This is a genomic window from Streptomyces sp. 2-1, assembly GCF_048564895.1.
GTDB classification, from domain to species: Bacteria; Actinomycetota; Actinomycetes; order Streptomycetales; family Streptomycetaceae; genus Streptomyces; species Streptomyces phaeochromogenes.
The window spans coordinates 7,193,099-7,210,860 of sequence record NZ_CP183383.1 but is presented as its reverse complement, the minus strand read 5'-3'; the positions used below and the strand labels follow the sequence as shown (position 1 = coordinate 7,210,860).

The window sequence follows — 17,762 nt, the reverse complement described above, 5'->3', positions numbered from 1 at the left end:
GCCGTTCCTGGCCCTCGCGGGGGTCATGGCCTTGACGGGGTTCGTGGCGTTCATGAGGTGCGCGCCTCCTCGGCGGCGGTGATGGCGACGAAGGCCTGCTCCAGACCGAGCCCGGCCACTTCGAGGTTGCGGGGGTATACACCGAGCCCGTACAGGGCGTGGACGGTCGCGTCGGCGTCGGAGGACTGGATGCGGACCGTGTGGCCGGACACGTCGAGCGAGGTGAGGAACGGCAGGTCGCGCAGCGCGGGCTCGTCGATCGGCCCCTCCAGGTCGAACGCGATCCGCCGGGCGCCGGCCTTCGCCTTGATCTCGGCGGCGGTGCCGTCCGCGAGCAGCCGACCCCGGTGCAGGACGAGCACGCGGTCGGCGATGGCGTCGGCCTCCTCCAGGTAGTGCGTGGCGAACAGGACCGTGCGCCCCTGGTCGGCCTGCTCGCGCATGGTGGCCCAGAAGGCCTGGCGCGCGGAGACGTCCATGCCGGTCGTCGGCTCGTCGAGCACGATGAGGTCGCTGTCCCCGGCCGTGGCGAGCGCGAAGCGCACGCGCTGCTGCTGGCCGCCCGAGAGCTTGTTGACCTTGCGGTCCGCCATCTGTGTGAGGCTCGCGCGGGCGAGCACGTCCGACACGGGGAACGGCTTCGGGTGCAGGTCGCAGGCCAGCCGCACCAGTTCGCCGACCGTGACCTCGTCCATCAGCCCGCCGCTCTGCAGCATCGCGCCGACGCGCCCGCCGACGATGGCGTCCCGCGGGCTGCCGCCGAACACCCGCACCGAGCCGCTGTCCGGGTGCTTCAGGCCGAGCAGCAGGTCGAGCGTGGTCGACTTGCCCGCGCCGTTCGGCCCCAGCAGGGCCACGGTCTCGCCCGGGTGCAGGGCCAGCGTGAGCCCGTCCACGGCCCGTACGCTTCCGTAGGTCTTGGTCACCTGATCGAACCCGACCACCGAGCCGGTGGCCTCCGCTGTCGCAGTCGCTGTCATGTGACCCAGCGTGGCGGGAGACGGGCCCCGCCCGGCAGTGTCGGCCGTCGTGACTCCCGGATGACAGATGTCATGTGCGGGTACGCGGAGGCGACCGGCCGAGGCGGTCAGGGGGTCACACGAAGCTCACCTCTTGTCCCCCAGCACCTCCAGCGCGTCCGCCACCGAGCGGAGGAAAGCGGCGTACGCGTGGGCGCTGCACGGCAGTTCGGGGTTCCAGGGCTCCACGGTCGCGGTCGCGGTGAGGGCCTCCCAGGCGGGCACGGACTCCAGCTCCCCCGCCGGTACGGCGTTCGCGCGGGCGTCCGCGAGGACCAGGTCGGGGGCGAGGCCGAGGGCACGCTCCCAGGTGGTCGTGGCCCAGTTCGCGCCCCCGTCGCCGGGCTCGACCAACTCCACGCCCAGCTCGGCCAGATGACGCAGCTCGGGCCAGGTCCCGGGCCGGGCGAGATGCACCTGGCGGGCTCCGGCGGCCGACAGCGCGAGCACCTTCAGCGGAACGGAGGCGGCGGACCGCACGGCGTCCTCCGCGGCGGCCAACTCGCTGTCCCCGCCCGCCGGTTCGCCGCCGAGGGCCACCGCCAGCTGGTCGAAGCGCGCCAGGATGTTGGGCAGCGAGGTGTCGCCGCCGACCGCGAGGGCGAGGACGGGTGCGCCGGCCCGTTTCGCCGCCGCCTCCGTGACGGCGTACGGCTTGTCCCGGTCGTACGTGACGTCGACGACGATGTCGGGCCGTACGGAACGAATGGCGCCGTCGTCGAGTCCCCTGCCCGCGCCCAGGTAGGGGACGTCGGCCAGGGCGCCGGACTTGGCGCGGTCGGGCTCGTCGCCGTCGTGGCCTGATCCGTACACGCCGACGGGCCGCACCCCCAGATCCCACAGAGCCGCGCCCGCGCGGACGTACGCGGCCACCCTCTCGGGCCGCCCGATGCGCCGTAACGTGATCCCCCGGTCGTCCGTGAACTCCCAGCCCATACCGGCACCCGCCCCTTCGACGCCCGCCCGGCGCGGGCCACTCGGGCCACGATGAGCCGGTCGCCGGAACGAGACAAGGGGACACCCGGCCATCACCGGGTGCCCCCTTCAACCAGTCCGCGACTAGCTGGGGTTGGTCTCGATCACTCCGACACGGTCCGCCGCCGTCTTGCCGAGGAGCGCCGGACGCATCGCGCCGACCACGTCCTGAGGTGTGACGGGGGTCTTCTTGCCGTTGCCCCGGGTGATCAGCACGCCGTCGAAGGCGCCGCCGTACAACTCCTTCAGCGCTTCCAGGTCGTAGTACTCGACCAGCTTCCCCTGGGCGTTGGCCTTGACTCCGAGGAACTTCCACAGGGAGTTCTCCGGGCTGAACGGGAGCTCCACCCCGCCGGCCTTGATCGTCACGTTGGCCGACATCGCCGGCTGCGCGAACGCCTTCATCATGCGGTCGACCTCGGCCTTGGTGACCTTGGGCTCCTTGGCCGTGGTGGGAACCTTGACGGTCGCCGCCTTACCGGTCTCCACCTGGGCGCGGTACGCCTCCTCGACGGCCTCCGTCGACTGTCCGGTGTCGATGCCCTTGCCCGCCTTGCCGTAGACGGCGACGGCCTTGCCCGACTGGAACTTGATCGTGCCCTCGGTCGCCGAGCCGGAGCCGCCCGCGGCGCGCTCCAGGGCGGCCGTCAGCTTCTCCTCGTCGACGGGCATCGCGGGGTCGACCACGCGATGGTTGCCGAACAGCGAGCCGATCACCGAGACGGGGTTGTAGTCGCTGCCCGCCGCGGACCGTACCGTCGCCTGGCTGTCGAGCTGGAGACCGGCCTGGTCCGGCCTGAGCGCGACGGTGTCGCCCTCGACCGAGAGCTGCAGCGGCTTGGCGGCCCGCGCCTTGAAGGCGTCGTCGAGCTTCTTGACGGCCTCGTCACGGGTGCCGCCGCCGATGTCGACGCCGAGCACGGTGGTGCCCTTGGGCACGTCGGAGTGGTTCATCAGCAGTCCGGCGCCGTACGCGATGCCGCCCAGGGTCACCACGCCGGTGACCAGGAGCACCAGCTTGTTGCGGCCCTTTTTCTTCTTGGTCCGCGAGGCCGCGGGCGCCGCCGGCGAGACGGGTTCGGGCAGCTTCGGGGGCTGGTGCGGCAGCGGTCCGTCGGTGTGTGCGCCGGGCCCGAACGGGGAGTTCGGGGCGGGCGGTACGACGGGGATGCCGCTGGTCAGCGTGTGTCCGGAGACGTTCTCACCGGGGCCGCCGTAGCCCGGCGTACCGGGTTCGGGGGCGGGCTTCTGCGGGGTGAGGATCGCGGTGTCGTCGCTCATCCCGCCGCCGGGTCCTCCGGTGAAGGACGAGCCGTGCTGGGCGCCCTTGCCGCCGGGGAAGCCGGAGGCGGGAGGGCCGCCGGGGCCACCCTGACCAGGGCCGGCCTGACCGCCGGGGCCACCGGGCCCACCAGGTCCGCCGGGGAAGCCGGAGCCGTTCTGGGCGCCGTTGGGGCCGGGGAAGCCCGAGCCGTCCGGGGCTCCGGGGCCGCCGGGGCCAGCCGGTCCGCCGGAAGCGCCGTGGAACGCGGCGGCACCCTGGCCGTTCTGGTCGCCCATGCCACCACGGACACGCGGACCGCCGGGTGCACCGGGGCCGCCCGGACCACCGGGGAGACCGGGACCACCGGGTCCGCCCGGGGCTCCGCCGCGCACAGTGCCGGGCGGATTCAGCTGGCCGTCGCCGGTGACCGGCCCGCCGGTCGGGCCCGAAGGTCCGCCCTGGCCGCCGCCGGAGAAGTAGGGAAGCCCGTCGCGCCGCGGCTCACCGCCGCCGTCGCCCGTGCCGTCCGTCGGATACGGCGAGCTGCCGGGGCCGCTGCCCAGCGGCCCCGCCGCCAGTGCCGCGGACACGTCGAAGGAACCGGTACCGCCGCCGTGGCCGGGGGCCACGGGCCCGGTACCGCCCGCGCCGGCCAGTCCCGCGCCGTTGGTGCCGCCTGGCCGGGAGCCACCGGGCCTGGCCGCACCACCGGCACCGGCGCCCTTGGGCGCACCTGAGCCGGAGGGCCGTGCGGCGGGGGCACCGGAAGCGCCAACTCCCGTGCCGGGGGCCGGAGCACCCGAAGCGCCGGGCGTACCGGCGCCGTTGGTGCCGCCACCGCCCGGACCGCCCTTGGGCGCACCGGACTTGCGGGGCGCGAACCAGTCGCTGGTCTTGTCCTCGGCGGCGGCCGTGGGCATGGGGTGGGACCCGGTGTCGGAGTCCACGGGCCCGCCCACGCCGGTGCTCGGCCCGGTGTCGACAGGGGCCGGTGTGGGCACACTCGTGCTGTCGGAGGTCTCACCGCTTCCGACGGGTGTGCGCACGACGACCGGCGGAATGGGCCGGGATCCGGGGATGTTGATGCGGATCCGCGTCGTCAGCGTGGTCTCGGTCTTGGGCTGTTCCGGCCGGTCACCGGCGGAACGTCCGTTGTCGGCGGCGCCGTCGGAAGCCTTGGGCGTTCCGTACGGCGGAGTCCCCGACGGGTATGCGGTTCCGCCGCGCCCGTTGGGCCCGGAGGACGGACTGTCAGTTTCACGACTCAAGGCAGGTTCTCCTGGTTGGCTCCACCGCCCGTGTACTCGACCTCGATTCGGGCGGCTCGGCGGCGCGCACCACCATACTGGCCACTTGTCGCCCGCAACCTTCGGCCGTAGGGGAAACCCACACCGGACTTGCACCTGCGCACTGTGGCGAAGTGGTACGTCACTTGCCAAGTCGGGCGGCGGGCCCACCTGGTTGCCGCCCCGGGCCAAGGGTGGCACACATCACAGCCACGGCCATTCCGCCGAGCAGGAAGAGGTAGGAGCCCGCTCCCGCGGCGAAGAGGAAGTCTCCCTCCGGCCTGCTCGCGGTGAGCAGGACGACCGCGATCATCCAGCCGGCCGCGGGTGCGACGGCCCCGCCCCGGCCACCGGTCGCCCGTCCCCCGCCGACGAAGAGCCCCGCCGCGCCGGCCAGCGCGAGCAGCAGCCCGCCGGGGAACAGGCCCGACTGGACCAGTCCGCCGGCCGCCCCGACCACGGCACCCAGCACGAAGAGCCCCAGGTGGACGAGGATCCGTCCGGCCGAGGGCGCTCGCGGGGGCTCGGCGAGCATGCTGCCCGCACCCGGCCTGTTCGCCGTACTCATCAGCCACTCACTTCATTACGTGTCGGACATCCACGACGACTCATCGGACACCCTCATCCTTTTCGGCCGTCCCGGCGAACAGGTCCGTCTCCCGCGCCGGTCCTTCGCGCTCGCCACGCACCAACTCGTAGTACTCCACGACGAACAGCGGCTGCGCGAGCTGGTTGGAGAGCGCGAACCAGGGCTCGACGACCTCGATCTGGGTGGCGTGCGCCCGCATCGCGGCGGCCTTGGCCGCGGCGAAGGGGGTGCCGTCGATCTCCGTGGTGATCAGGGAGTCGTCCACCACGCCCGGCACGTCGTCGACGGCGGCGGAGGCGGGGAACGGCAGTTCGTCGAGGACGTCCTTCAGGCGGGCGAAGCCCTCCTCGGCGACCGGGCGCGGTACGCGGTTCCAGTAGATCTTTGCGATCGTCCACGGTTCGCCGAGCTCCGGACCGAAGCCGGGCTCCGCGGCCAGGTCGGCGGCGCGCATGGCGACGCGGTGGGCCTGGATGTGGTCCGGGTGGCCGTAGCCGCCGTTCGTGTCGTAGGTCACGAGCACCTGGGGGCGCACCTCGCGGATCACGCGGACGAGGTCCGTGGCCGCCTCGTCGACGTCCGCCTGCCAGAAGCAGCGCGGGTCGTCGTTGTCGGGCAGGCCCATCATCCCGGAGTCGTGGTAGCGGCCCGGGCCGCCGAGGGAGCGGAAGTCGCTCACCCCGAGTTCGCGCATCGCCGCGGCGAGCTCGGCCCGGCGGTGCTCTCCGAGGGCCTCGCCCGACAGAGGGGCGAGGCCGGGCGGGATGACCTCGCCCCGCTGACCGAGGGTGCAGGTCACGAGCGTGACGTGGGCGCCCTCGGCCGCGTACCTGGCCATGGTCGCGCCGTTGTTGATCGCCTCGTCGTCCGGGTGCGCGTGCACCAGGAGAAGACGCCGGGAGGGCAGTTCCGTCATGGACCCCACCCTACGAGGCGTGGGGCAGAACCCTACGAGGCGTGGGTCAGAACTTGATGTCTCCGATCATGCCCGCGATGTTCGTGGTCAGATCGTTGATCGTCGGTGCGATCGTCGAGCTGGCCAGGTAGAAGCCGAACAGGACACACACGATGGCGTGAGGCGCCTTCAGCCCTGATTTCTTGATCAGGATGAAGACGATGATCGCCAGCAGCACCACCGCCGAAATCGAGAGTGCCACGGCGGCTCACCTCCAAGGATCCCAGGGACGCGGGGGGTCGGATGATGGGGGCAGTAAATCCGTACAACGGCCAGCAGGTTGATACCCACGCAGCAGTAGTGATCATAACTATTCGTACGTGCGCATTGATCGGCGCACGGCCGCACAAGGGGGCGCATGGCCAATATGGTCGGAGCATGACGACCGAGCCTCTCTCCTTCCCGCGCCGGCAGGCGCGCACCCTGCGCTTCACGCTCGGCGCGCCCCGTGCTTTCACCGTGGCGCCCGACGGTTCCCGTGTCGTGTACCTGCGGTCCTCGTCCGGTACGGACCGGGCGAACCAGCTGTGGGTCCTCGACCTGGCGGGCGGCGAGGAACGCCCCGCCGCGGATCCGGGGGCGCTGCTCGGAGGCTCCTCGGAGCGGTTGTCGGCGGCCGAGCGGGCCCGGCGCGAGCGCAGCCGCGAGGGCGGGGCGGGCATCGTCGGCTATGCCACCGACGCGGCCGTGGAGCTGGCGTCCTTCGCCCTGTCGGGGCGGCTGTTCACCGCGGAGCTGCGGGCGGGCACGGCACGTGAACTGCGGGTTCCGGGGCCGGTGTTGGACCCCCGCCCCTCCCCCGACGGACGACTCGTCGCGTACGTCTCCGGGGGCGCCCTGAGGGTCGTCGGCGCCGAGGGGGAGGACGACAGGGCGCTCGTGGAGCCGGAGTCCGACACGGTCACCTACGGTCTCGCCGAGTTCATCGCGGCCGAGGAGATGGGCCGTTCGCGTGGTTTCTGGTGGTCGCCGGAGTCGGACCGGCTGCTGGTCGCCCGGGCCGACGACGCCCCCGTACGCCGCTGGTGGATCTCCGATCCGGCGCATCCCGAGCGGGATCCGCAGCAGGTCGCGTATCCGGCGGCCGGGACGGACAACGCCGAGGTGCGGCTCTTCGTGGTCGGCCTCCAGGGGGCGCGCACGGAGGTCGCATGGGACCGGGCGCGCTACCCCTACCTCGCGCGGGTGCACTGGTCGGCGGCCGGAGCACCGCTGCTGCTGGTCCAGGCGCGCGACCAGGCGAGCCAGCTCTATCTGGCCGTCGACCCGGACACCGGGGCGACCCGGATGGTGCACGCGGACGAAGATCCACAATGGCTTGATCTTTTCCCCGGGGTGCCGAGCTGGAGCCCGAGCGGACAGCTCGTGCGGATCGCCGACGAGGGCGGGGCACGCGTGCTCGCGGTCGGTGAACGCCCGCTGACGGGACCGCAGTTGCATGTGCGAGCGGTGCTGGACGTGTCGGACGACGACGTACTGGTCGCCGCGTCGGCCGGTGCGGCGGCGGCCTCCCCCGAGATCGGCGAGGTGCACGTCTACCGCGTCAACGACCTTGGTGTGGAACGGATTTCGCAGGAACCAGGTGTCCACTCGGCGGTCCGCGCGGGCGGTGTGACCGTGCTCGTGTCGGCCGTGCCCAACCGGCCGGGCGCCCAGGTGCAGGTGCTGCGCGACGGCAAGTCCGCGGCGACCGTGACCTCGTACGCCGAACACCCCGGGCTGAGCCCGCGCGTGACGCTCACGGAGGCGGGCGAGCGCCGTGTGCCGTGCGCCGTTCTGCTCCCCACGGACTACACCGACGGCCCGCTGCCGGTGCTGATGGACCCGTACGGCGGACCGCACGGGCAGCGGGTGCTGGCCGCGCACAACGCGTATCTGGCCCCTCAGTGGTTCGCCGACCAGGGGTTCGCCGTGATCGTCGCGGACGGGCGGGGCATGCCGGGCCGTTCGCCGGCCTGGGAGAAGTCGATCAAGGACGATCTCGCGGCGGTCGTCCTCGACGACCAGATCCACGCGCTCCGGGCGCTCGCCGAACGCTTCCCGCTGGACCTGGACCGGGTGGCGATCCGCGGCTGGTCGTTCGGCGGTTATCTCGCGGGGCTCGCGGTGCTGCGCCGCCCGGACGTCTTCCACGCGGGTGTGGTGGGCGCACCAGTGACGGACCAGCGGCTGTACGACACCCACTACACCGAGCGGTATCTGGGCGACCCGAACACCCAGCCGGAGGTGTACGCGGCGAACTCGCTGATCGACGACGACGGTCTGGTGGAGGCCGCCGAGCCGGCCCGGCCGATGATGATCGTGCACGGTCTCGCCGACGACAACGTGGTGGTCGCGCACTCCCTGCGGCTGTCCTCCGCGCTGCTGGCCGCGGGCCGTCCGCACGAGGTGCTGCCGCTGTCGGGGGTCACGCACATGACCCCGCAGGAGCAGGTCGCGGAGAATCTGCTGCTGCTCCAGGTGGACTTCCTGAAGCGGTCCCTGAACCTGCCGTAGCGACCCCGCCGCGGACATGCGACCGGCCGGGGAGACATGGCGCGCCCCGGCCGGTCTACGGCACCCGCACGGCCGTACGCTGTTCAGACTGACGCGTCCGTATATCGGTATCGGGTCGGCGAAGTTGCCTGCGTGTTAACGAAGTTGATGCGCATTTGTCATGCTATTTCACGTCGTCCGACGGCTCCTCCGGTGGGACCACCTGCTTCTCCTCCGCGAAGTGGCACGCCGAGTCGTGGGCCGCCGGACCGGCCGCCTCGTGCCGGAACTCCGCGGGGACCGCGAGCAGCGGGACCTCCAGGGCGCAGCGCTCCTTGGCCTTCCAGCAGCGGGTGCGGAAGCGGCAGCCGGAGGGGATGTTCGCCGGCGAGGGGACGTCGCCGAAGAGGATGATCCGCTCCCGGTGCTCGCGGGCCTCGGGGTCCGGGACGGGCACGGCGGACAGCAGGGCCTGTGTATAGGGATGCGTCGGGTGGTCGTAGATCTCGGCGTCCTTGCCGATCTCCACGATCCGCCCGAGGTACATCACCCCGACCCGGTCGGAGATGTGCCGCACGATCGAGAGGTCGTGCGCGATGAACACGTACGACAGGTCGAACTCGGTCTGGAGCCGGTCCATCAGGTTGATGACCTGGGCCTGCACCGACACGTCCAGGGCGGACACCGGCTCGTCCGCGACGATGATCTCGGGGCGCAGGGCCAGACCGCGCGCGATGCCGATGCGCTGGCGCTGGCCGCCGGAGAACTGGTGCGGATAGCGGTTGATGTACTCCGGGTTGAGCCCGACCACGTCCAGCAGGTCCTGGACCTTCCGGCGCCGGTCGCCCTTCGGCGCGACCTCGGGGTGGATCTCGTAGGGCTCCCCGATGATGTCGCCGACGGTCATGCGCGGGTTGAGCGAGGTGTACGGGTCCTGGAAGACCATCTGGATGTTGCGGCGGACGGCCTTCAGCGCGCGGCCGGAGAGCCTGGTGACGTCCTCGCCCTTGTACGCGATCTCGCCGGCCGTCGGCTTCTCCAGGTTGACCAGCATCTTGGCAACCGTGGACTTGCCGCAGCCGGACTCGCCGACGATGCCGAGGGTCTCGCCCGCGGCGAGTTCGAAGTCGACGCCGTCGACGGCCTTCACCGCGCCGATCTGCTTCCTGAAGACGATGCCCTGGGTGAGCGGGTAGTGCTTGACCAGGCCCCGCACCTGGAGGATCGGCTCAGCCATGGAGGCACTCCCTCCAGAAGTGGCAGGCGCTCACGCGGTCGGTGCCCGCCTCGGTCACGTCGTACAGCGGCGGTACGTCGGTCCGGCAGACGTCCTGGGCCAGCGGGCAGCGCGGGTTGAAGGCGCAGCCGGGCGGGATGTGCATGAGGTTCGGTGGCAGGCCCTTGATGGCGTACAGCTCCTTGCCCTTCTGGTCGAGCCGCGGGATCGACTCCAGGAGGCCCTTCGTGTAGGGGTGCGCGGGGGCCTTGTAGATGTCGTGGACCGGGGCGGACTCGACGATCCGGCCCGCGTACATCACGGCGATCCGGTCGGCGACGTCCGCGACCACGCCGAGGTCGTGGGTGATGAGGATGAGCCCCATGTTGAGTTCGCGCTGGAGCTCGGCGAGGAGGTCCATGACCTGGGCCTGGACGGTGACGTCGAGGGCGGTGGTGGGTTCGTCGGCGATGATCAGGTCCGGTTCGAGGGCCAGGGCCATGGCGATCATGATGCGCTGGCGCATGCCGCCGGAGAACTGGTGCGGGTAGTCGCCGACGCGGGCCGCCGCGGCCGGGATGCGCACCCGCTCCATCAGCTCGATCGCCTTGGCCTTGGCGGCCTTCCTGGACATGCCCTGGTGGACGGTGAACATCTCGCCGAGCTGGGCGCCGACGCTCAGCACCGGGTTCAGGGACGACAGCGCGTCCTGGAAGATCATCGCCATCCGGGCGCCGCGGACCTTGCGCCGCTCCTCCTCCTTGAACTTCAGGAGGTCCTCGCCCTGGAAGAGGATCTCGCCCGCGGTGATCTTCCCGGGCGGGGTGTCGAGGATGCCCATGATCGCCTGGGCGGTCACGGACTTGCCGGAGCCGGACTCGCCGAGCACGGCGAGCGTCTCGCCCTCGTCCACGCTGTAGGAGACGCCGTTGACGGCCTTGGCCACGCCGTCCCTGGTTCTGAACTCCACGTGCAGATCGCGCACTTCGAGCAGCACGGCGGTCACCTCAGCTTCGGGTCGAGGGCGTCGCGCACCGCGTCGCCGAGCATGATGAACGCGAGGACGGTGACGGCGAGGGCCCCGGCCGGCCACAGGAGCGCGTGCGGGGCCGTGCGGATGTACTGGGACGCCGAGGAGATGTCGATGCCCCAGCTCACGGTGGGCGGCTTCAGCCCGACGCCGAGGTACGAGAGGGTCGCCTCCAGCGAGATGTACGTACCGAGCGCGATGGTCGCCACGACGATGACCGGGGCGATGGCGTTGGGCGTGATGTGCCGCAGCATCATCCGGGAGTTGGAGGCGCCGAGCGCCCGGGCCGCCTGGACGTAGTCGTTCTGCTTGGTGGTGATGACGGAGCCGCGGGCGATACGGGAGATCTGCGGCCAGCCCAGCAGCACCATGAACCCGATCACCGGCCAGACCGTGGAGCTGGTGACGACGGACAGCAGGACCAGACCGCCGAGGACGACGGGGATCGCGAAGAAGATGTCGGTGATCCGGGACAGGACCGCGTCCCCCGACCCGCCGAAGAACCCGGCGAGCCCGCCGAGCACCGAGCCGAGGATCGCGACCCCGAGCGAGGCGCACACACCGACGGTGACGGAGACCCGGGCCCCGTACACCGTGCGGGTGTAGACGTCGCAGCCCTGGCCGTTGAAGCCGAAGGGGTGTCCCGGCTGGGAGCCCTCCTGGGCCTTGGCGAGGTCGCACTTGAGCGGGTTCTGGGTGGCGATCACCCCCGGCCACAGGGAGATGAAGACCAGGAACAGGATGATGAGCGCCGAGATGATGAAGACGGGGTTGCGGCGCAGGTCGCGCCAGGCGTCGGACCAGAGGGAGCGCGGCTTCTCGGAGGGGCCCGTGCCGTCCGGCCCGCCCGGAGTCTTCTCCAGGGTCTCGCCTTCCGCCGTGGCCAGGTCCATGGTGCCGCCCATGCCCGTGGCGGCGATGGCACCGTCCTCCGGGGCACGCCCGCCGCCCGACAGGTGAGGTTCCCGCGGCATCGGTTCAGGCATAGCGGATCCTCGGGTCGAGTACGGCGTACAGGAGGTCGACCAGCAGGTTGGCCACCAGGAAGACGAGGACCAGGACGGTCACGAAGCCGACGACGGTCTGGGTGTTCTGGCGCAGGATGCCCTGGTAGAGCTGGAAGCCGACGCCGTGGATGTTGAAGATGCGCTCGGTGACGATCGCGCCGCCCATCAGCGCGCCGATGTCGGTGCCGATGAAGGTGACCACCGGGATCAGCGAGTTGCGCAGCAGATGCCGGGTGATGACCCGCCGCCGGGGCAGCCCCTTGGCGACGGCCGTACGGACGTAGTCGGCGCGCCGGTTCTCCGCGATGGAGGTGCGGGTCAGCCGGGTCACGTACGCGAGGGAGACGGACGCGAGCACCAGGCCCGGCACGATCAGCTCGTCGAAGGGGGCCTCCGGGGAGACGGACGGACTGATCCAGCCCCATTCGACGCCCAGCAGCAGCTGGAGCAGCAGACCGGTGACGAAGGTCGGCACGGAGATGACGACGAGGGTGGCCAGCAGGACGCCGGTGTCGACGGGACGGCCGCGGCGCAGTCCGGTGACGACGCCGAGTGCGATGCCGATGACGATCTCGAAGAGGATCGCCACGATCGTGAGCCGGATGGTGACCGGGAAGGCGCTCGCCATCAGTTCGGTGACCTCCTGACCGTTGAACGCGGTGCCGAAGTCGCCGGTGAAGACGTTGCCCATGTAGGTCACGTATTGCTGCCACAGGGGCTTGTCGAGGCCGAACTCCTTGCGCAGCTGGGTGGCCGTGGCGGGGTCGCACTGCCGGTCGCCGCACAGGCCCGCGATGGGGTCGCCCATCACGTTCACCATCAGGAAGATCAACAGGGTGGCGCCGAAGAAGACCGGGATCATCTGCAGCAGGCGCCGGATCACATACCGTCCCATGAGGGCTCCGGAGGTAGGCGGGGGCACCCGTGTGTCGACGGGTGCCCCCGCGGCTCAGCTGACCTTGATCTCGTTGTAGACGGGGACGCTGAACTGGTTGAGCGCCACGTTGGAGAGCCGCTCCGAGTAGCCGGCGCTGCCGTTCTGGTACCAGAGCGGGATGGCGCCCATGTCGTCCCGCAGGACCTCCTCGGCCTGCTGGAAGAGGCTGACGGCCTTGGCCTGGTCGGTCTCCGCGTTGGCCTCGTTGACGAGCTTGTCGAAGTCGGCGTTGGTCCACTTGCCGTCGTTGGACGAGGCGTTGGTGTAGTACAGCGGCTGCAGGAAGTTCTGGATCAGCGGGTAGTCCATCTGCCAGCCGGCCCGGAAGGGGCCCGACATCTTGGACTGGGTGATCTGGTTGCGGAAGTCGGCGAAGGTGCCGATCGGGTTGCCGACGCAGGCCTTGTCGTTGTCCAGCGCGTTGTTGACGGAGTTGCAGACGGCGTCCACCCACTCCTTGTGGGAGCCCGTGTCCGCGTTGTACGAGATCTTGACCTGGCCGCCGGGCAGCCCGCCGCCCTCCTCGATCAGCTTCTTGGCCTCTTCGGGGTCGTACTCGCAGGCGTCACCGCACAGCCCCTCCTTGAAGCCGCCGGCCTCGCCGAGGACGGGCGAGGTCCAGTCACTGGCGGGCGTGCGCGTCTTCTGGAAGATGGTCTCGGTGATCTGGTCGCGGTCGATGGCCCGGGACAGGCCCGTGCGGACCTTCTCCATGCCGGCCTTGTCCCAGGCCTTGTCGTAGAACGGGAAGGCGAGGGTCTGGATGATGCCGGCGGGTGTGTTGATGTACCGGTCGCCGAGGTCGCTCTTGGCGTTCTTGAGCTGGGAGGCGGGCACGTCGTCGACGAGGTCGAGGTTGCCGGCCATCAGGTCCGTGTAGGCGGTGTTGTTGTCGGTGTAGACCTTGAGGTCCACCCCGCCGTTCTGCGCCTTGTCGTCGCCCGGGTAGTCCACCCACTCGCGCATCTTCATCACCGAGCCCTTGGCGTACGAGTCGATGGTGTACGGGCCGTTGCCGACCGGCTTGCTCAGCCAGCCCGCGTGGTCGTCGAAGAACGCCTGCGGCAGCGGGGAGAAGGCCGCGTAGCCAAGGGTGTCGGGGAAGGTCGAGAACTTCTGGTTGAGCTTGACCGTGAAGGTGTTGGGCCCGGTGACCTTGAGGCCGGAGAGGGTGTCGGCCGTCTGCTTGCTGCCGTCCTCCGGGTGCGTCTTGTCGTAGCCGTCGATGTACCCGAAGAAGTACGCGTTCTTCTGGTTGTTCTTGAGGCTGGCGCCGTAGTTCCAGGCGTCCACGAACGACTTGGCGTCGACGGCCTCGCCGTTGCTGAACTTCCAGCCGGTCTTGACGGTGACGGTGAAGTTCTGCGAGTCCGAGGTCTCGATCTTCTCGGCGAGCATGTCGTTGGCCTTGCCGGTCTTGGCGTCGTAGCGCTTGAGACCGCGGAAGAGCATGTCGAGGACCTTGCCGCCCTGCACCTCGTTGGTGTTGGCCGGCTCCAGGGGGTTCTGCGGGTCTCCCCACGAGGAGCTCACGATCCCGGAGCCGTCGCCGCCGCCGCTGTCGCCGCCCCCGTCGTCCCCGCAGGCCGTCGCGGCGAGAGCTACCGCCACCGCGCATGCGGCCCATCTGGCGTGCGTGGCTCCACGCATGGAGTGCCTCCTCTTCAGTGCGCTTCCAGTGCACTTTCCGTGCGCTGCGGCTCCGGCGCGGGAGCGCTGTGCCTTCAGCGCCCAATATCGGGGCATAAAGGACGTGACGCCCATTCATCCCACTCTTACGAGTGGGAACACCCTCCGAATGCACGTATGCCGAAACATGGCGAACCGCATATCGGACCTCGCTTTGGTCATGGCAGTACCAAGCCACGCCAAGCGGGCGGCCAGCCTCGGGTCAAGCGGCAAAAGACCAGATCAAAGCCGTCAACGTTTCATTGACGCTGCCTGAATGGCGTTGAAATGGTCGCGCTAGCCCGTGGGTCGCATCCTGCAGACCCGCATGACAGTTCGGGCCAGGAGCACGATGACCTCGCCTACACCCTCTGCCACGACCGCACCCATGGTGGTGGCCGAAGACGCCGTACCCATGGCGCCGAAGACCCCGCCCCGAGGCGGTGACAGCCGCTCCCCCGGCCGGCTCGCCTGGCTGCGCTTCAAGCGCGACCGTACGGGTGTGGTCTCGGCCTACGTGGTGCTGGTCTTCTTCGTCGCCGGAGTCGGCGCCCCGCTGATCGCCAAGCTGTACGGCAAGGATCCGTACACGACCTACGGCCAGAACACGGCGGGTCTGCTCAACGACTTCGGTTTCCCCGTCCGGCCCAACGGCGGCATCAGCGGCGACTTCTGGTTCGGCGTCGAACCGCAGCTCGGGCGGGACGTCTTCACGCTGCTGCTCTACGGCATCCGCAACTCGCTGCTGATCGCCACGGTGACGACCCTGCTGGTCACCTTCCTGGGCATCGTCGTCGGGCTCACGGCCGGCTATCTCGGCGGCCGCACCGACTACCTGGTCGGCCGGGTCATCGACATCCTGCTGGCCTTCCCCTCCACGCTCTTCTTCATCGCCTTCTGGCCCGTGATGATCTCGATCCTCGTCTCGCCGGAGGACGCCACCCCGACCTGGCTCACGGTGGTCAGCCTGATCTCGGTGATGACCGCGTTCGGCTGGGCGCCGATCGCCCGGCTGCTGCGCGGCGAGGTACTGGCCCTGCGCGAGCGGGAGTTCGTGGAGGCGTCCAAGGTGACCGGTGCGTCGCCGGCCCGGATCATCTTCAAGGAGCTGCTGCCGAACCTGTGGACGCCGATCCTCATCCAGGCGACCCTCGCGCTGCCGATGTACGTCACCACGGAGGCGGCGCTCGCCTTCCTCGGCGTGGGGCTCAGCGACCCGACTCCCGACTGGGGCGTGATGATCCAGCGCGGGGCGCAGGTCTATCAGAACGACATCACGTACATGCTCTTCCCCGGCCTGACGATGGTGATCTTCGTGATCGCCTTCAACCTGCTCGGCGACTCCGTCCGGGACGCGCTGGATCCGAAGACCCGCCGCCGATAGCCGACGGCTCCGCCGGACAGGCCGGCTTCGACCTGCGGGTTCGTCGCGGCTCGTCGCGCCCACGCGGCGGAGCCGCACATCGACACAGCCCCGCGCCCCCAAACGACAGGGGCGCCCCCTCTCCCTCATTCAGGCAGGACACGCATGTCTATCTCGCGCAGAAACTTCGTCATCGCCACCTCGGTCGCGGCAGGCGGCTCCATGGTTCTCTCGGCCTGCAGCAGCGGCGGAGGCGGTGGCGGCACGGGCGGCGGCGGCTCCACGAGCACCGCCAAGTACTCCGCGGTCAGCATCGGCACGGCGGACGACTCCAAGGGCCCCGCCCCCGAGGTCACCGGGGCACGCAAGGGCGGGACGATCCACCCGATCGGGCCGGACGACTTCTCCCACCTCGACCCGCAGCGGATCTACTACTCGTGGAACTCCACGGTCGGCAACCTCTACATCCGCTGTCTGACCGGCTACAAGATCGCCTCCGGCGGCGCCATGAAGCTGGTAGGCGACCTCGCCACCGACACCGGCACCATGTCCGACGACGGCAAGACCTGGACCTTCACCCTGAAGGACGGGCTGAAGTGGGAGGACGGCAGCGAGCTCACCGTGGAGGACGTGCGCCACGGCATCGAGCGCGGCTTCGCGAGCTTCACCACCGAGGGGGCCACCTACCTCCAGTCCGCGCTGACCGGCACGAACGACTTCCGCTCGGTCTACAAGGGCCCGTACGGCGGCAAGCACCTCAGCTCGGTCGTCACGGACACCGCGAAGAAGACCATCACCTTCCATCTGAAGACGGCCCGCCCGGACCTCAACTGGACGCTGGCGATGCACTCCTACGGCGCCGTGCCCGTCAAGCACGACACCAAGGAGAAGTACGACAAGGACCCGGTCTCCTGCGGCCCGTACCGGATCAAGCAGCACTCGGTCGACAAGTCCCTGACGCTGGTGCGCAACACGCACTGGGACCCGGCGACGGACCCGATCCGCAACGCCTACCCGGACTCCTTCGTCTTCGAGTTCGGACCGGAGGGGCTCCAGGCCACGGACCGGCTGATCGCCGACTCCGGGAACGACCAGTTCGCGGTCATGGCGTACAGCGGGGTGCCGGCCGAGCGAATCCAGAAGGTGCTCGGCACGGCCGACCTGAAGGCCCGTACCGTCGACGGCCTGCTGACCGGCCTCTACTACTACGCCATCAACTGCAAGCGGATCACCGACGTGAAGGTGCGTCAGGCGCTCAACTACGCCTGGCCGCTGGAGCAGATCCGCCGGATCTACGGCGGCCCGTCCGCGGGCGAGTACGCGACCACCGTCCTCTCCCCCGACATCGCGGGCCGCGTGAAGTTCGACATCTACGGCAAGCTGGCCAAGCCGCAGGGCGACACGGCGAAGGCGAAGGCCCTGCTCAAGGAGGCCGGAAAGCTCGGCCAGAAGATCGTCTACACCTACCCGCAGGGCGCGAGCGACGCGTACGACAAGACCAAGGTCGTCATCGCGGACGCGCTGAAGCAGGCGGGCTTCGACCCGGTCGTGAAGCCCGTCGAGTCGACCAGCTACTACGACCAGGTCCAGCAGATAGACAACCAGTTCGACGTGATGTGGTTCGGCTGGGCCCCCGACTGGCCCACCGGCTACACCCTCCTCCAGCCCCTCTTCGACGGCACCACGATCGCCAACGGCGCCAACAACGTCTCCCAGCTGAACGTGCCCTGGGTGAACGCGGCCATCAAGAAGGACGCGGTCATCGCCGACCCGACGAAGGCCAACGCCGCCTGGGCCGCACTGGACCGGCAGATCATGGAGAAGGAGGCGCCGATCATCCCCGAGACCTACCAGCGCCGCTACTACCTGTACGGGGACAAGGTGGGCGGGGGCGAGTTCGACCCGCTGTTCTCGGCGTTCATCCTCTACAAGCTGTACGCCAAGGCCTGAGACCACCGGCAACCGGCAATCGGCCACC

The 17,762-nt window shown here is 70.2% G+C and carries 14 protein-coding genes; 3 read left to right on the top strand and 11 right to left on the bottom strand.

Going from position 1 to position 17,762, the window contains the following annotated elements; translation table 11 throughout:
* Positions 1-50 precede the first annotated feature (50 nt).
* The 6 genes from ACN20J_RS31805 to ACN20J_RS31780 form a co-directional block, all read right to left on the bottom strand.
* A complete protein-coding gene (locus ACN20J_RS31805; protein WP_190229700.1) occupies positions 51-980 on the bottom strand; it encodes an ABC transporter ATP-binding protein in 930 nt (309 codons plus the stop codon).
* Between the two features lie 126 nt (positions 981-1,106).
* Complete coding sequence (locus tag ACN20J_RS31800; RefSeq protein WP_419667354.1) at positions 1,107-1,955, bottom strand: ABC transporter substrate-binding protein; 849 nt, start codon at positions 1,953-1,955, stop codon at positions 1,107-1,109.
* 123 nt (positions 1,956-2,078) lie between these two features.
* Positions 2,079-4,526: a hypothetical protein gene (locus ACN20J_RS31795; protein WP_419667353.1), complete on the bottom strand. Its 2,448-nt coding sequence runs from the start codon at positions 4,524-4,526 to the stop codon at positions 2,079-2,081.
* 160 nt (positions 4,527-4,686) lie between these two features.
* On the bottom strand, positions 4,687-5,112 hold the full coding sequence (locus tag ACN20J_RS31790; protein ID WP_143636598.1) for a DUF6113 family protein: 426 nt from the start codon (positions 5,110-5,112) through the stop codon (positions 4,687-4,689).
* Positions 5,113-5,152: 40 nt separating this feature from the next.
* Positions 5,153-6,049 (bottom strand): N-acetyl-1-D-myo-inositol-2-amino-2-deoxy-alpha-D-glucopyranoside deacetylase, encoded by an 897-nt coding sequence (gene mshB, locus ACN20J_RS31785; RefSeq protein WP_419667352.1) that lies wholly within the window; start codon positions 6,047-6,049, stop codon positions 5,153-5,155.
* A gap of 46 nt (positions 6,050-6,095) precedes the next feature.
* Positions 6,096-6,290: a hypothetical protein gene (locus ACN20J_RS31780; protein WP_055611106.1), complete on the bottom strand. Its 195-nt coding sequence runs from the start codon at positions 6,288-6,290 to the stop codon at positions 6,096-6,098.
* A 176-nt stretch (positions 6,291-6,466) separates the two neighbouring features.
* Between ACN20J_RS31780 and ACN20J_RS31775 the strand changes: the two genes are divergently transcribed.
* The gene (locus ACN20J_RS31775; protein WP_419667351.1) at positions 6,467-8,584 is read left to right on the top strand and encodes a prolyl oligopeptidase family serine peptidase; all 2,118 of its coding nucleotides are present in this window, start codon (positions 6,467-6,469) and stop codon (positions 8,582-8,584) included.
* 163 nt (positions 8,585-8,747) lie between these two features.
* Here ACN20J_RS31775 and ACN20J_RS31770 read toward each other — a convergent pair whose 3' ends face one another.
* From ACN20J_RS31770 to ACN20J_RS31750, 5 genes are read right to left on the bottom strand one after another with little or no spacing between them, the layout of a single operon-like run.
* Positions 8,748-9,800 carry an ABC transporter ATP-binding protein gene (locus tag ACN20J_RS31770; protein ID WP_189837463.1) on the bottom strand — a complete coding sequence of 351 codons (1,053 nt, stop codon included), beginning with the start codon at positions 9,798-9,800 and terminating at the stop codon, positions 8,748-8,750.
* Complete coding sequence (locus ACN20J_RS31765) at positions 9,793-10,776, bottom strand: ABC transporter ATP-binding protein (protein WP_189837462.1); 984 nt, start codon at positions 10,774-10,776, stop codon at positions 9,793-9,795. Before ACN20J_RS31765 ends, ACN20J_RS31770 begins: the two co-directional genes overlap by 8 nt.
* A 5-nt stretch (positions 10,777-10,781) precedes the next feature.
* Positions 10,782-11,795, bottom strand: a complete 1,014-nt coding sequence (locus ACN20J_RS31760) for an ABC transporter permease (protein ID WP_189837461.1) — start codon at positions 11,793-11,795, stop codon at positions 10,782-10,784.
* Positions 11,788-12,711, bottom strand: a complete 924-nt coding sequence (locus tag ACN20J_RS31755; RefSeq protein WP_189837460.1) for an ABC transporter permease — start codon at positions 12,709-12,711, stop codon at positions 11,788-11,790. Before ACN20J_RS31755 ends, ACN20J_RS31760 begins: the two co-directional genes overlap by 8 nt.
* 54 nt (positions 12,712-12,765) lie before the next feature.
* Positions 12,766-14,403: a peptide ABC transporter substrate-binding protein gene (locus ACN20J_RS31750; protein WP_189837459.1), complete on the bottom strand. Its 1,638-nt coding sequence runs from the start codon at positions 14,401-14,403 to the stop codon at positions 12,766-12,768.
* A 370-nt stretch (positions 14,404-14,773) separates the two neighbouring features.
* Here ACN20J_RS31750 and ACN20J_RS31745 point away from each other — a divergent pair, with 370 nt between their 5' ends.
* Both ACN20J_RS31745 and ACN20J_RS31740 read left to right on the top strand, forming a co-directional pair.
* A complete protein-coding gene (locus ACN20J_RS31745) occupies positions 14,774-15,805 on the top strand; it encodes an ABC transporter permease (protein WP_189837458.1) in 1,032 nt (343 codons plus the stop codon).
* A 144-nt stretch (positions 15,806-15,949) separates the two neighbouring features.
* A complete protein-coding gene (locus ACN20J_RS31740) occupies positions 15,950-17,734 on the top strand; it encodes an ABC transporter substrate-binding protein (RefSeq protein ID WP_189837457.1) in 1,785 nt (594 codons plus the stop codon).
* The last annotated feature ends 28 nt before the right edge of the window (positions 17,735-17,762 follow it).

Coding starts and splice junctions, on each gene's coding strand:
- ACN20J_RS31805 (WP_190229700.1), bottom strand. CDS start 980: ATGACAGCGACTGCGACAGCGGAGGCCACCGGCTCGGTGGTCGGGTTC.
- ACN20J_RS31800 (WP_419667354.1), bottom strand. CDS start 1,955: ATGGGCTGGGAGTTCACGGACGACCGGGGGATCACGTTACGGCGCATC.
- ACN20J_RS31790 (WP_143636598.1), bottom strand. CDS start 5,112: ATGAGTACGGCGAACAGGCCGGGTGCGGGCAGCATGCTCGCCGAGCCC.
- mshB (WP_419667352.1), bottom strand. CDS start 6,049: ATGACGGAACTGCCCTCCCGGCGTCTTCTCCTGGTGCACGCGCACCCG.
- ACN20J_RS31775 (WP_419667351.1), top strand. CDS start 6,467: ATGACGACCGAGCCTCTCTCCTTCCCGCGCCGGCAGGCGCGCACCCTG.
- ACN20J_RS31770 (WP_189837463.1), bottom strand. CDS start 9,800: ATGGCTGAGCCGATCCTCCAGGTGCGGGGCCTGGTCAAGCACTACCCG.
- ACN20J_RS31760 (WP_189837461.1), bottom strand. CDS start 11,795: ATGCCTGAACCGATGCCGCGGGAACCTCACCTGTCGGGCGGCGGGCGT.
- ACN20J_RS31755 (WP_189837460.1), bottom strand. CDS start 12,711: ATGGGACGGTATGTGATCCGGCGCCTGCTGCAGATGATCCCGGTCTTC.
- ACN20J_RS31750 (WP_189837459.1), bottom strand. CDS start 14,403: ATGCGTGGAGCCACGCACGCCAGATGGGCCGCATGCGCGGTGGCGGTA.
- ACN20J_RS31745 (WP_189837458.1), top strand. CDS start 14,774: ATGACCTCGCCTACACCCTCTGCCACGACCGCACCCATGGTGGTGGCC.
- ACN20J_RS31740 (WP_189837457.1), top strand. CDS start 15,950: ATGTCTATCTCGCGCAGAAACTTCGTCATCGCCACCTCGGTCGCGGCA.